Source organism: Microbacterium sp. ZW3a, assembly GCF_057167165.1.
Window position 1 is genome coordinate 3,113,800 of the sequence record NZ_CM169903.1, and the last position, 13,355, is coordinate 3,127,154.

At 71.3% G+C, this 13,355-nt stretch carries 12 protein-coding genes; 8 read left to right on the plus strand and 4 right to left on the minus strand.

What is annotated here, in order from left to right; genetic code table 11:
* Position 1: 1 nt before the first annotated feature.
* Positions 2-1,381: an adenylosuccinate lyase gene (gene purB, locus ACU6WY_RS14510; RefSeq protein WP_483820345.1), complete on the plus strand. Its 1,380-nt coding sequence runs from the start codon at positions 2-4 to the stop codon at positions 1,379-1,381.
* A 112-nt stretch (positions 1,382-1,493) separates the two neighbouring features.
* On the plus strand, positions 1,494-2,534 hold the full coding sequence (locus ACU6WY_RS14515) for a zinc-binding dehydrogenase (protein ID WP_483820346.1): 1,041 nt from the start codon (positions 1,494-1,496) through the stop codon (positions 2,532-2,534).
* A 3-nt stretch (positions 2,535-2,537) separates the two neighbouring features.
* On the opposite strand, the gene ACU6WY_RS14520 is transcribed toward ACU6WY_RS14515, so the two are convergent.
* A complete protein-coding gene (locus ACU6WY_RS14520) occupies positions 2,538-2,885 on the minus strand; it encodes an amino acid transporter (RefSeq protein WP_483820347.1) in 348 nt (115 codons plus the stop codon).
* Positions 2,882-3,517 carry an acyl-CoA synthetase gene (locus ACU6WY_RS14525; RefSeq protein ID WP_483820348.1) on the minus strand — a complete coding sequence of 212 codons (636 nt, stop codon included), beginning with the start codon at positions 3,515-3,517 and terminating at the stop codon, positions 2,882-2,884. The genes ACU6WY_RS14520 and ACU6WY_RS14525 overlap by 4 nt, the downstream gene beginning before the upstream one ends.
* Positions 3,518-3,701: 184 nt before the next feature.
* Here ACU6WY_RS14525 and ACU6WY_RS14530 point away from each other — a divergent pair, with 184 nt between their 5' ends.
* From ACU6WY_RS14530 to ACU6WY_RS14550, 5 genes are all read left to right on the plus strand, one after another.
* Positions 3,702-4,556, plus strand: a complete 855-nt coding sequence (locus tag ACU6WY_RS14530) for a pyruvate, water dikinase regulatory protein (RefSeq protein ID WP_483820349.1) — start codon at positions 3,702-3,704, stop codon at positions 4,554-4,556.
* A complete protein-coding gene (gene ppsA / locus ACU6WY_RS14535) occupies positions 4,553-6,970 on the plus strand; it encodes a phosphoenolpyruvate synthase (protein WP_483820350.1) in 2,418 nt (805 codons plus the stop codon). Before ACU6WY_RS14530 ends, ppsA begins: the two co-directional genes overlap by 4 nt.
* Before the next feature lie 75 nt (positions 6,971-7,045).
* The gene (locus ACU6WY_RS14540; RefSeq protein WP_483820351.1) at positions 7,046-7,789 is read left to right on the plus strand and encodes an ABC transporter ATP-binding protein; all 744 of its coding nucleotides are present in this window, start codon (positions 7,046-7,048) and stop codon (positions 7,787-7,789) included.
* Positions 7,786-9,099: an FtsX-like permease family protein gene (locus tag ACU6WY_RS14545; RefSeq protein ID WP_483820352.1), complete on the plus strand. Its 1,314-nt coding sequence runs from the start codon at positions 7,786-7,788 to the stop codon at positions 9,097-9,099. The genes ACU6WY_RS14540 and ACU6WY_RS14545 overlap by 4 nt, the downstream gene beginning before the upstream one ends.
* A gap of 68 nt (positions 9,100-9,167) precedes the next feature.
* A complete protein-coding gene (locus ACU6WY_RS14550) occupies positions 9,168-9,575 on the plus strand; it encodes an NUDIX hydrolase (protein WP_483820353.1) in 408 nt (135 codons plus the stop codon).
* A 95-nt stretch (positions 9,576-9,670) separates the two neighbouring features.
* On the opposite strand, the gene ACU6WY_RS14555 is transcribed toward ACU6WY_RS14550, so the two are convergent.
* Both ACU6WY_RS14555 and ACU6WY_RS14560 read right to left on the minus strand, forming a co-directional pair.
* A complete protein-coding gene (locus ACU6WY_RS14555; protein ID WP_483820354.1) occupies positions 9,671-11,158 on the minus strand; it encodes an SDR family NAD(P)-dependent oxidoreductase in 1,488 nt (495 codons plus the stop codon).
* Between the two features lie 60 nt (positions 11,159-11,218).
* Positions 11,219-12,253 (minus strand): LacI family DNA-binding transcriptional regulator, encoded by a 1,035-nt coding sequence (locus ACU6WY_RS14560; protein ID WP_483820355.1) that lies wholly within the window; start codon positions 12,251-12,253, stop codon positions 11,219-11,221.
* A 208-nt stretch (positions 12,254-12,461) separates the two neighbouring features.
* Between ACU6WY_RS14560 and ACU6WY_RS14565 the strand changes: the two genes are divergently transcribed.
* The gene (locus tag ACU6WY_RS14565) at positions 12,462-13,328 is read left to right on the plus strand and encodes an ABC transporter substrate-binding protein (RefSeq protein WP_483820356.1); all 867 of its coding nucleotides are present in this window, start codon (positions 12,462-12,464) and stop codon (positions 13,326-13,328) included.
* The last annotated feature ends 27 nt before the right edge of the window (positions 13,329-13,355 follow it).

The window sequence follows — 13,355 nt, forward strand, 5'->3', positions numbered from 1 at the left end:
CGTGTCCTCTCTGCCCCCGCAGCCCCTCAGCCCGCTCGACGGCCGCTACTTCGCCACCGTCGCCGAACTCGGCGACTACCTCTCGGAGGCCGGGCTCAACCGCGCCCGCGTCGAGGTCGAGGTCGAGTGGCTCCTGGCCCTCACCGACCGGTCGCTGTTCGGCACGTCGCCCGTGAGCGACGCCGACCGCACCCGGCTGCGCGCGCTCTACGAAGAGTTCGGCGCCGACGAGATCGCCTGGCTCAAAGAGAAAGAGGCGGTCACGCGCCACGACGTCAAGGCCGTCGAGTACCTCGTGCGCGACCGTCTCGACAGCCTCGGGCTCTCGGCCCTCGCCGAGCTGACGCACTTCGCGTGCACGAGCGAAGACATCAACTCCACCGCTTACGCCCTCACCGTGCAGCGCGCGGTGCAGCGCGTGTGGCTCCCGAAGCTGCGGAGCGTCACCGCGGCCCTCGCCGAGCTCGCCGTGCAGCACCGGGATGCCGCGATGCTCTCGCGCACGCACGGCCAGCCGGCGACGCCCACCACGATGGGCAAAGAGATCGGTGTCTTCGCGTGGCGCCTCGACCGCGTCATCCGTCAGGTGGATGCCGGGGAGTACCTCGCCAAGTTCTCCGGTGCCACCGGCACCTGGTCGGCGCACGTCGCCGCCGAGCCCGACGTCGACTGGCCGGAGCTCACCCGGACGTTCATCGAGTCGCTGGGGCTGGGCTTCAACCCCGTGACCACGCAGATCGAGTCGCACGACTGGCAGGTGGAGCTGTACGATCGCGCGCGGCACGCGGGTGGCATTCTGCACAACCTCGCCACCGACGTGTGGACCTACATCTCGCTCGGCTACTTCACGCAGATCCCCGTCGCCGGCGCCACGGGCTCGTCGACGATGCCGCACAAGATCAACCCGATCCGCTTCGAGAACGCCGAGGCGAACCTCGAGATCTCGGGCGGACTGTTCGCGACCCTGGCATCCACCCTCGTCACGAGCCGGATGCAGCGCGACCTCACCGATTCCACGACGCAGCGCAACATCGGCGTCGCCTTCGGCCACTCGCTGCTCGCGCTCGACAACCTGCAGCGCGGCCTCACCGAGATCTCCCTCGCCGAGAACGTGCTGCTGGCCGACCTCGACGTGAACTGGGAGGTGCTCGCCGAGGCCATCCAGACCGTGGTGCGCGCCGAGATCGCCGCGGGCCGCTCGCAGATCAGCGACCCGTACGCCCTGCTGAAAGACCTCACGCGCGGACGCCGCGTCGGCGGCCCCGAGCTGGCGGAGTTCGTCCGCGGCCTCGACATCGGCGACGCCGCGAAGGAGCGCCTGCTCGCGCTCACCCCGGCGACGTACGCGGGTCTGGCGTCGCGGGTCGTCGACGCGCTGTAAGCCCGCCGATAAACGCGATTTCCGGCCAAAAACGCCGCGGAAACCCGTTTCCCCGCGGGAATCGCGTTTATCGCGAAGGGCGGCGGCGGGCGTCCCCGGGAGAATGGATGCCATGCGCGCGATGATCATGAACGCCGAGGCCCAGCCCCTCGAGGTCCGCGACGTCGCCGCGCCGACGGCACCGGCGGGCGGGGTCGTCGTCGAGGTGCACGCGACGGGGCTGTGCAAGAGCGACTGGCACGCGTGGGTCGGCCACGACGACATCGCGCTCCCCCACGTGCCCGGGCACGAGCTGGCCGGGGTCATTGTCGAGGTCGGAGCAGGCGTGCGCGACTGGAGCGTCGGCGATCGCGTGACGGTGCCCTTCGTCATGGGCTGCGGCGAGTGCGAGTGGTGCCGCGGCGGCAACGCCCAGGTGTGCCCGCGCCAAGAGCAGCCCGGCTTCACGCAGTGGGGGTCGTTCGCCGAGCGCGTCGCGCTGCGCGCGGCCGACACCAACCTCGTCGGCATTCCCGACGGGGTGTCGTTCGAGGCGGCGGCGGCCCTCGGATGCCGCTTCGCCACCGCCTATCGCGCCCTCACCGGCCGCGCGCGCGTGCGTGCCGGCGAGTGGGTCACCGTCGTGGGGGCCGGGGGCGTGGGGTTGAGCGTCGCGATGATCGCCGTCGCACTGGGCGCCCGCGTGATCGCCGTCGACCGGACGTCCGCCGCGCTCGAGGTGGCCCGACGTCTCGGCGCGGAGCACACGATCCTCTCCGACGGCACCGACGTCCCGGCATCCGTCGCCGCCCTCACCGACGGCGGGAGCCACGTCTCGATCGATGCCGTCGGCAGCGCCCAGACCGCGCGCGATGCCGTATTGAGCCTGCGCCGCCGCGGCCGCCACGTGCAGATCGGCCTGCTTCCCACCGCCGACGGAATGACGGCGATGCCGATGGCGCGGGTGATCGCGTGGGAGCTCGACGTGCTCGGCACCCACGGCATGTCCGCGGTCGACTACCCCGAGATGCTCGCCCTCATCGAGAGCGGGGCCCTGCGCCCGCACGACCTCATCGAACGGGTGGTCGGCCTCGACGAGGCGGCGCGGATGCTGCCCGCGATGGACTTCGCCACCCCCGCGGGCATGACGATGATCGACCCGCGACGGGTCTGAGACTCAGGCGCGCGGAGCCTCGGGGTCGTCGCGCGGCGTCGCCTCGGTGGCATCCGTCGCGTCGGGCTCGTCGTCGTGGGGCACGAGGAGCGGACGGTCGACCTTCTTCGTCACCTGCGCGGGATCGACCGCGAGCAGGAGCAGGGCGACGCTCACGAGCACCACGATGAAGGTGACGCCGGCGGCGACGACCGCGATGACGAGCGCGCGCTGGACCTCTTCGGCGGGGCGCTGCTGGAACGCTCCCATCGAAACGAGCGTCACGATTCCGGCGAACAGGGCGGCGACGAAGGCGAGCCCGAGAAGCTGCACGGGCTTCATCAGGTCGCGGCGGGTGGGCTTGTCGGTCATGACACGGCCTCCTCGGTGGGTACGGCCGGAACGGGGTGCGGGGTGCGCGGCGAGAACCCGGCGATGGCCAGGTATACGGCGACGATCGCCGCGTAGCCGCCGAAGATTCCCACGGCGATGGTGATTCCGGTGAGGGTGAACGACCCGGCGCCCTCGATGGCGTAGTCCCAGGAGTACTGCATGGGGGTGAAGAGGAACGCGAGCGCGAGCACGAGCGTCAGGATGCCGACGGTCATGCCGTCGCGGGCGAGGGATGCCGACCGGCCGGCGCGACGGTCACGCACGGCGCCGAGCAGCTCGACGATCCCACTGAGCAGGGCCCACGAGATGATCAGGACGAAGAAGAACGTGGTCGAGCGCCACACGGTGATGCTGGCAGCCAGCCCCGCGATCCCCGTGATCACGGCGAGAAGCACCGGGGTGGCACGCTGTCCGCGCGGAAACACGAGCCACGCCGCGAGGCCGAACACCAGCGCCGTCGACAACGCGAACCCGCTGAAGACGCTCCCGCCGACCGCGGCGGAGTGATCGGACGAGAAGGTGACCATGACGGCGGCCAGCGCGGCGAAGAGCGCGCGCGCCAGTTGCACGTGACGCACGTCGAGCGTGCGCCCAGAAGAAGGAGTGGTCACAGATGGTCCCGGAGAGACGGTGTCGATGGCATCCAGTCTATTCCCCGGTGGCTGAGGGGCCTCCGTGTGCGCCACCGTCGAGATATCGGGGCCCTCAGCGCGCTCTTAGCGTGATCGCAAGATTCGCGAATCTTTATCTCCCCGAGGGCGAGAAGAACGCGATTTGCCCCTCTAGCGTCATCGCATGGCCCCACCTTTCGACGCGTCCGCCGCCCGCGCGGTGTTCTTCGTGTCGGACAGCACCGGCATCACCGCCGAGACGCTGGGCAGCGCCCTCCTGGCGAACTTCCCCGCGGCGCGCTTCGAGCGCCACACGGTTCCGTTCGTCGGCAGTGTCACCGCGCTCGAGGCGGTCGTGGCGCGCCTGCACCGCGCCGCCGCGGCGGGAGAAGCGCCCATCGTGTTCGCCACGGTGAAGGATGCCGGCATCCGGGAGCGTCTCGCCGATGCCGCGGCGGTGGTCATCGACCTGCTCGCCGGGCACCTCACCGAGCTCGAGGCCGAGCTCGGTGCGACCGCCGAGACGCGCGCCGGGCAGTACCACGGCCTCGGCGACCTCGAGCAGTACTTCCGCCGCATGCGTGCCGTGGAGTTCGCCATCGAGCACGACGACGGCCAGAGCGGCCGCGATCTCGCGAGCGCCGACGTGATCATCGTGGCGCCCTCCCGCTGCGGCAAGACGCCCACCACGATGTATCTCGCCCTGCACTACGGGCTCCTGGTCGCCAACTACCCGCTCACCGACGACGACTTCCCCACCGACGGCCTGCCCCGCATCGTCGCGCCGCACGCCGAGCGTTGCTTCGGCCTCACGACCACCGCCCTGCGCCTCAGCCAGGTGCGGCACGAGCGGCGCCCGCACTCCACGTACGCCAGCCTCGCGCAGTGCACTTTTGAGATCCGCCGCGCCGAAGACCTCTACCGCCGCACCCGCCTCCCCTTCCTCAGCTCCGCGACCCGGAGCGTCGAGGAGATGTCCGCCGTGATCCTGCAGTCCATGAACCTGCGCGACCGACCCCGTGAAAGGCCCACCCCATGACCAACATCCTGCGTTTCGACGAGATCGGTATGACCGACCTCGCCCGGGTCGGCGGCAAGAACGCCTCCCTCGGCGAGATGGTCTCGCACCTGGCATCCGCCGGCATCCGGGTCCCCCCGGGTTTCGCCACGACGTCCGAGGCCTTCGGGCGCTTCCTCGCCCACGCGGGGCTGGACGCCCGGATCCGCGCCGCTGTCGACGTCATCGACGTCGATGACGTCGCGGCCCTGAGCCAGCTCGGTTCCCGGGTGCGCGCGTGGATCGAGGAACAGCCGTTCCCGGCCGACCTCGAGGTCGACATCCGCACCGCCTACGCCGCTCTCGTCGCCGACGAAGCGGACCCCGAGGCCGTGACGTGGGCGGTCCGGTCGAGCGCGACCGCCGAAGACCTGCCGGATGCCTCCTTCGCGGGGCAGCAGGAGACCTTCCTCAACATCGGCGGAATCGAGAACATCCTCCAGGCGATCCGTCGCGTGTTCGCCTCGCTCTACAACGACCGCGCGATCGCCTACCGCGCGCACCACGGGTTCGATCACCACGAGGTCGCCCTGTCCGCGGGCGTGCAGCGCATGGTGCGCTCGGACATCGGGGCCTCGGGTGTCATGTTCACCCTCGACACCGAGTCGGGCTTCGACGAGGCCGTGTTCGTCACGAGCTCGTACGGGCTCGGCGAAGCCGTCGTGCAGGGGGCCGTGAACCCCGACGAGTTCTACGTGTACAAGCCGTCGCTGCGCGCCGGCCGCCCCGCGATCCTCAAGCGCTCGGTCGGCGAGAAGGCCATCGCGATGCGGTACACCGACGGGCAGCACGTCGACGGCAGCACGGCCTTCGTCGAGGTGGATGCCGCGGACCGGGGCCGCTTTTCGCTCACGGACGCGGAGGTCGAGGAACTCGGCCGCATCGCCCTCGTGATCGAGGCGCATTACGGCCGTCCGATGGACATCGAGTGGGGCAAGGACGGCGTCGACGGGCAGCTGTACGTGCTCCAGGCCCGCCCCGAGACCGTCGTGTCACGGCGGTCGGAGAACGTCCTGCGCCGCTTCGTGCTCGCCGAGCGCGGCCCGGTGCTCGTCGAGGGCCGCGCGATCGGTCAGCGCATCGGCGCCGGCCGCGTGCGCGTGCTGACCTCGATCGACCAGATGGCCGATTTCGCCCACGGCGATGTGCTCGTGGCCGACATGACCGATCCCGACTGGGAACCGATCATGAAGCGCGCCTCGGCGATCGTCACCGACCGCGGCGGCCGCACCTGCCACGCCGCGATCATCGCGCGCGAGCTCGGCATCCCGGCCGTCGTCGGCACCGGTGTCGCGACGCACGCCCTCCGCGACGGTCAGGAGGTGACCGTCTCGTGCGCCGAAGGCGACGACGGCGTCGTCTACGACGGCATCCTGCCCTTCACCGAAGAGCAGACCGAGCTCGACCGGATGCCGGAACCCCCCGTCAAGGTGATGATGAACGTCGGCACTCCCGACCAGGCCTTCGCGTTCTCGCGACTGCCCCACGCCGGGGTGGGACTGGCTCGCCTGGAGTTCATCATCAACCGGCAGATCGGCATCCACCCGCGGGCGCTGCTCGAGCTCGACCGACTCGACGGCGCGCTCGCGGACGACATCCGCACGCGCATCGCCGCCTACCCCTCCCCCGAGGAGTACTTCATCCAGCGCGTTGCGGAGGGCGTGTCGATGATCGCGGCGGCCTTCGCGCCCGAGCCGGTGATCGTGCGCCTGTCGGACTTCAAGTCGAACGAGTACGCCAATCTCATCGGCGGTCCCCTGTACGAGCCCGACGAGGAGAACCCGATGCTCGGCTACCGCGGCGCCGCCCGGTACGTCTCGCCCGAGTTCCGGGCGTGCTTCGACATGGAGTGCGAGGCGCTTCGCCGCGTCCGCGACGACATGGGGCTGACGAACGTGCAGATCATGGTGCCGTTCGTGCGCACCGTCGCCGAGGCCGCTGCCGTCATCGAGCTCCTCGCCGCCAACGGCCTGCGCCGGGGCGAGAACGGCCTGCGGATCGTGATGATGTGCGAGCTGCCGTCCAACGCGATCCTCGCCGCGAGCTTCCTGGAGTACTTCGACGGCTTCTCCATCGGTTCGAACGACATGACCCAGCTGACCCTGGGACTCGACCGCGACTCGGCGCTCATGGCATCCGCGTTCGACGAGCGCGACCCGGCCGTGCGGCACCTGCTCGGGATGGCGATCGACGCGTGCCTGCGCCAGGGCAAGTACGTCGGCATCTGCGGGCAGGGGCCGAGCGACCACCCCGACTTCGCGCAGTGGCTGGTGGCGCGTGGCATCCAGTCGCTGTCTCTGAACCCCGACACCGTCGTGGAGACCTGGCTCGCGCTCGCGGCGAACGAGCGGCCGCGAGCCGAGATCCTCGCGGAGGCGCAGCTGTCGGGCTCGTGAGGATCGATCCTCCGATGGATCCGGATACTCCCTGCGATGGACGACCCGGATGCCACCGCTCGGTGGGATGGAGACATGTCCGCTCTCCCTCCTCCCGTGCTCACCGCCTCCGGCCTGGTCAAGCGCTACGGCGAGGTCGCCGCGCTCGATAACGTCTCGCTGACCATCCGCGCCGGGGAGTCGGTCGCGGTCATGGGTGCCTCCGGATCGGGGAAGACCACGCTGCTGCACTGTCTCGCGGCGATCCTCCCGCCGGACTCCGGGTCGGTCGTACTGAGCGCCCCGGGGGTGGAGCCGCGTGAGCTCGTCGGCCTCGACGAGGGCGAGCGCGCGCGGGTCCGCCGCACCGCGCTCGGCTTCGTCTTCCAGGAGCACCTGCTGCTCCCCGAACTGACCGCGGTCGAGAACGCGGCCCTTCCGCTGCTGCTGCAGGGACTGCGCAGACAGGATGCCGAGCGGCACGCGGCCGCGTGGCTCGCCACGCTCGGCCTCGCCGGCCTGGAGCAGCGCCGCATCGGGCAGCTCTCGGGCGGTCAGGCGCAGCGGGTCTCGATCGCCCGCGCCCAGGTCACGGGCGCACCGGTGGTCTTCGCCGACGAGCCGACCGGCGCCCTCGACTCGGCCACGTCGTCGGAGGTACTCCGCGCCCTGCTGGGTGCGACCACCGGCCAGGGCCGCACGCTCGTGATGGTCACGCACGATGCCGACGTCGCCCGTCGCTGCTCGCGCATCGTCCGGCTCCGCGACGGGCGCATCGTCGACGACTCGGCGACGGCCCCCGGCACCCCCGCTGACAGCGCGAGCGAGGCGGGGCGATGAGCGCCGTTCTGCCGCTCGCGCGCATGCTGTCGCGCCCGAGCCGCCAGGGCCGGGCCGCGATCGTGCTGCCGATCGTCGCCTTCGCGGTGACGACCGCTCTCCTCCTCGTGGTCGCCGGTGGCGCGCGCATGTTCCTCGTCGACCCACGGGCGGTCGCGGGAGGCTTCTACGGCACCCTCGCCGTCCTCGCCCTCGTGCTGCTCGCCGTGCCGCTCGCGACGCTCGGCGCCGCGGCCGCGCGCCTGTCGAGCCGCCGCCGCAACGACCGGCTCGCGACGCTGCGGCTCCTCGGCGCGAGCGGTCGCGAGATCTGGTCGCTGACGGTGCGGGAGGCCACGGCCACCGCCGCGATCGGCACCCTCGCGGGAGTCGTGCTGTATGCGGCGCTGCTGCCGGCGGTGGGGATGCTGCCGTTCTTCGGCGGCCCGATCGGGGTCGGGGCCGTCGCCGCCGATCCGCTGCTCATCGCCGTGGTGGTCGCGGCCGTCATCTCCATCGCGGCCGTCAGCGCCGCCGCGGGCCTGCGGCGGGTGACGGTCACGCCGCTCGGCGTACGCACGCGTCAGTCGGCACCGCCGAAGCGGACGTGGGTGCTCGTGGCCGGTGGCATCCTGATCGCGCTCGTCGTCCTGGCCGTGGCCAACGTCGACGTGTTCGGGCCCGCCGTGTCGACGGCGGTGCTGTTGGCGCTGTTCGGCGCCGGCTTGGGGCTGCTGAACCTCGTGGGGGCGCCGATCATCGCCGCCCGCGGGCGTGCGATGGCCCGGAACGCCGGAACGGCCGCGCGTCTCATCGCGGGCCGTGAGCTCGCCGCGCACGCGGGTCCGGCGTGGCGTCGGGTGTCGGGCATGGCGCTGGTGTCGTTCATCGCCGTCGTGGCCGGCTGCGGCCTGGCGCTCGTCGGCCTCTCCGGCGACGTCGACACGATGCTCCTCGACATCCGCACGGGAGTGCTCGTGACTCTCGGGATCGCCTTCGTCCTCCTCGCGTGCGCCGTGGGCGTCACGCAGGCGTCGGCCGCGTTGGAGGACCGCGAGCTCATCGTGGGGCTCGATCGCCTCGGCATCCCGGACGCCGAGCTGCGGCGCGCCCGCCGGCTGACGGTCATGGTGCCGCTGCGGTGGGCGGCGATCGGCGGGGCGGCTCTCGGCGCGGTGCTGGCGTTCCCGGTCGTGGGGCTGAGCCTCGTCGCGGCGCCCCTCTCGGTGGCCACGGTCGCGGGCACCTTCGTCGCCGGCTTCGCGCTCGTGGCCGCAGCCCTGGCGTCGACGCGGCCCATCGTCACCGGCATCCACCGCGGCACGCTCTGACGCGGGGCTCACGGGGGGGGCTCACTCGGCAACCCGGCCGGAGCTCGCGCGGGTGCTAGCGTGCGGGGGTGAGTCCGGATGCCACGTTCCCGCGCCGCATCCACGTGTCGGCGGCGGTCATCACCGACGCCGACGGGCGTCTGCTGCTCGTGCGGAAGAACGGGACGACGGCGTTCATGCAGCCCGGGGGCAAGCCCGAACCGGGCGAAACGCCGGCCGAGACCCTCGCCCGCGAGCTCGCCGAAGAGGTGGGGATCGTCGTCTCCCCCGCCGACCTCGAGCCGCTCGGATCCTTCACCGCCTCGGCCGCGAACGAACCGGGGTTCGCCGTCGTCGCCGAGGTGTTCCGCGTCGACATCGGCGACCAGCAGCCGACCCCGGATGCCGAGATCGCCGAGCTCCGCTGGGTCACCGCCGCAACGGCATCCGGAATCGAGATCGCTCCGCTCGCGCGGGAGTACTTCCTGCCGGAGTGACGCCCCCACCGCGGCGAGTGTCCAGGACACGCCGCACCCCCACCCCGCTCAGCGGCGTGTTATGGACACTCAACGGCGGAGACGACGCCCCCGGGTCACCACGAACCCTTGCGGTAGTCCTTCAGGAAGATGCCGAAGAGGTCTTCGCCGGCCTCGCCGCGAACGATCGGGTCGTAGACGCGCGCGGCGCCGTCGACGAGGTCGAGCGGGGCGTGGAAGCCCTCTTCGGCTAGGCGCACCTTGGTGAAGTGCGGGCGCTCGTCGGTGATCCAGCCGGTGTCGACGGCGGTCATGAGGATGCGGTCGGTCTCGAACATCTCGCGGGCGCTCGTGCGCGTGAGCATGTTCAGCGCGGCCTTGGCCATGTTCGTGTGCGGGTGGCCGGGGCCCTTGTAGCCGCGGCCGAACACGCCCTCCATCGCCGAGACGTTGACGATGTACTTCCGTCGCGCCGACGAGGCGGCCATCGCGGGCCGCAGGCGGCTCACGAGCAGGAACGGCGCGGTCATATTCGCCAGCTGCACTTCGAGCATCTCGAGGGGCTCGACCTGGTCGACGTGCTGCGTCCAGCTGTTGATGCGGTCCTCGTCGGGCACGAGCCCGCCGGCATCGATCGCGGTGCCCGCGGCCAGGCGCTCCAGCGAGGATGATCCGGCCGCCATCGCCTCGGCCGTCAGCTCCTCGGCCGTGCGCGCGGCCGACGCCAGGATCGGATGCGCCGACACCGACTGCGCCAGCGCGAGCGGGTGCGCGTCGTTGGTGTGGCCGAAGGTGAGCAGCTCGGGCAGCGGTCCGTCGGGGAGCGGGGCGAGTTCGGCATCCACCAGGGGTTTGTAGGCCCCCGGCGAGCGCCGCACGGTTTGCGCTGCGTTGTTGATGAGGATGTCGAGCGGGCCCGCGGATGCCACCGACTCGGCGAGCCCGATCACCTGGGCGGGGTCGCGCAGGTCGATGCCGACGATCTTCAGCCGGTCGATCCACTCCGCACTGTCGGGGAGCGACGAGAACCGGCGCACCGCGTCGCGCGGGAAGCGCGTGGTGATGGTCGTGTGCGCACCGTCGCGCAGCAGCCGCAGCGCGATGTACATGCCGATCTTCGCGCGGCCGCCGGTCAGCAGCGCGCGCTTGCCGGTGAGGTCGGTGCGGGCGTCGCGCTTGGCGTGGCTCATCGCCGCGCAGTCGGGGCACAGCTGGTGGTAGAACGCGTCAACGAGGGTGTAGTCCTCTTTGCAGATGTAACAGGCGCGGGCCTTGATCAGCTCGCCCGCGTACGGCGTCTCGACGCGGGTCGCGAGCGGGATGCCACGGGTCTCGTCGTCGATGCGGTCGGGGGCACCGGTCGCGGTGGCGGCAACGACCGCGCGATCGGCGTCGGCGATCCGCTGCCGCTTGTCTTTCCGCGACTGCCGCTTGACGTCTTTGTAGAGCTTGCCGGTCTGGCGGCGCAGCGCGATGTAGGCCGGATCTTCCGGGTCGAGCGAGGCGGCGGCGTCGAGCACGCGCAGGGCGATCTCGAGCTCGGCGGGATCGATGGATGCCACGCGGCGGGCCTCGCGATCGGGAGTCGGCAGTGGGGAGGGCACGGGAGAGTGTACCCGGGGGCGCCGGGGAGGTGCCGCCGGGGCGCGGAGGAGGCGCCGACCCTAGCGCCGCGGCGGGGCCACCGACCCGCGCTCGATGAGGCGCTGATCGAGCACACGGACGACGGGCGGCGCGGTGTCGCCGTGGATGCGCCGAATGAGCAGGCGCGCGGCCTCGGCGCCGATCTCGCGGATGGGCTGGGCCATCACGGTCACCCCGGGGGTGCTCACGCCGGTCCAGTCCGCATCGTCGAACGCGATGAGAGAGAGGTCGTTCGGGATGCCCAGGCCCAGGTCGCGCGCGACACGGAACACCTGCAGCGCAATGAGGCTGTCGGAACCGATGATCGCGGTCACGCCGGAGTCGCCGGTGAGCAGCCGCCGCGCAACCTCGCCGACGCCGGCCCGGCGGGCGTTCAGGTGCACGAAGGCGGCGGGGTCGGGGACCCCGGCCTCGGCGAGCGCGCTGACGAACCCGTCGACGCGGTCGGCGACCGACGACATCGACAGGGTCGCGTCGAGGCGGTACGGCCCGTCGTGGTCGAGCGTCGAGATGAACGCGATGCGCCGGTGTCCGGCATCCAGGAGGAGCTTCGTGGCGGTGCGCGCCCCGCTCCGGTTCGCGGCGATCACCGCGTCGACGTCGACGCCCGCGACCGAGCGGTCGAAGAGCACCACCGGGCGTCCGGCGTCGATCACGCTGCGGAGATTGGCGGGATCGGCCGACGACGCCGGAGCGAGGAGAAGCCCGTCGACGCGCTTGGCCAGCTGCACCGAGAGCGCCTGCGCCTCGGTCTCGGGGTCTTCGTCGGAGTTGGAGAGGATGAGATCGAGTCCCGCCGCGCGCGCGACGTTCGCCGCTCCCCGCGTCGCTTGCGCGAAGAACGGGTTCTCGATGTCGCCGACGACGATGCCGAGCGTGTTCGAACGGCCCGTGCTCATGGTGCGGGCCAGGGCGTTGGGACGGTACCCGAGCCGGTCGGAGGCGGCGAGCACGCGATCACGCACGCTGTCGCTGACCGCCCCGTAGTCGCCGAGGGCGCGGGCGGCGGTCGCCTTGGAGACACCCGCGGCCTCGGCGACGTCGGCCACCGTCACTTCGCGACGGGACGCACCGTCTGCGTTGTCGCCTGACTTCACTCGTCCTCCGTTCGAGAGTTGACGTCTCCGGTCATCTTCGCGTACGGTTCCGGGAAACGAACTGAGACCGGTCTCACTCTACCGGACTGAGACCGGTCTCATCGTCGAAGCACCGCCGCTCCACCCCCATGCACCACCGAACAGCTGCATTCGAGAGGACCTTTCCGTGACCATTCGCCGCACCTTCCGCCGCGCCGCCCTCGGGGCGATCGCCGCCGTTGCGACCGCCGTCGCCCTGACCGCCTGCGCCGGCACCGCCGCTTCCTCGGGCGAAGACAACCCCTACGGCCTCATCACTCCGGGCCAGATCCGCGTCGCCAGCCTCGGCGACTCCAAGCCTTACACGTTCACCGACGAGTCGGGCGAGTTCACCGGCTTCGACGTGGAGCTCTTCCGCGACGTGGCCTCGCGCATCGGCGTCGACGACGTCGTGTTCACCGGCCAGGACTTCTCGGGCCTGCTCGCGGCCGTCTCCAACGGTCAGTTCGACGTGGGCGTCGCCGCGATCGGCATCACCGCCGAGCGTGAGAAGACCGTCGACTTCTCCGACGGCTACCTCGCCGGCTACCTCACCGTCATGGCCAGCCCCTCCGCCGGAATCGCCGACGTCGACGACCTCGACGGAAAGCGCCTCGGCGTCGTGCAGGGCACCCTGCAGGAGGCCTACGCCGTGAAGAACTTCACCGACACCGACCTCGTGCGTTTCCCCGACAACAACGCCGCGATCTCGTCGGTCAACAGCGGAGCGATCGACGCGCACTTCCTCGACTACGAGGCGGCCAAGGAGTACGCCGAGCAGTACGGCCTCGTGAACGCCATCGACATCCCCTCCTTCGACGCTCCGGCCGGTTTCGCCATCGCCAAGGACAAGAGCGAGTTCAAGGACGCCCTGAACGAGGCCCTGCACGCCGCGATGGAGGACGGCACCTGGAAGACGCTCTACCAGAAGTGGTTCCCGGGTTCGCCGATGCCCGAGCAGTACCTCCCCTCGTCCGAGCAGACCTCCAGCCCGTCGCCCTCGCCGACCAACTGATCGGCCGCTCCGCGGTCGTCTGAAAGG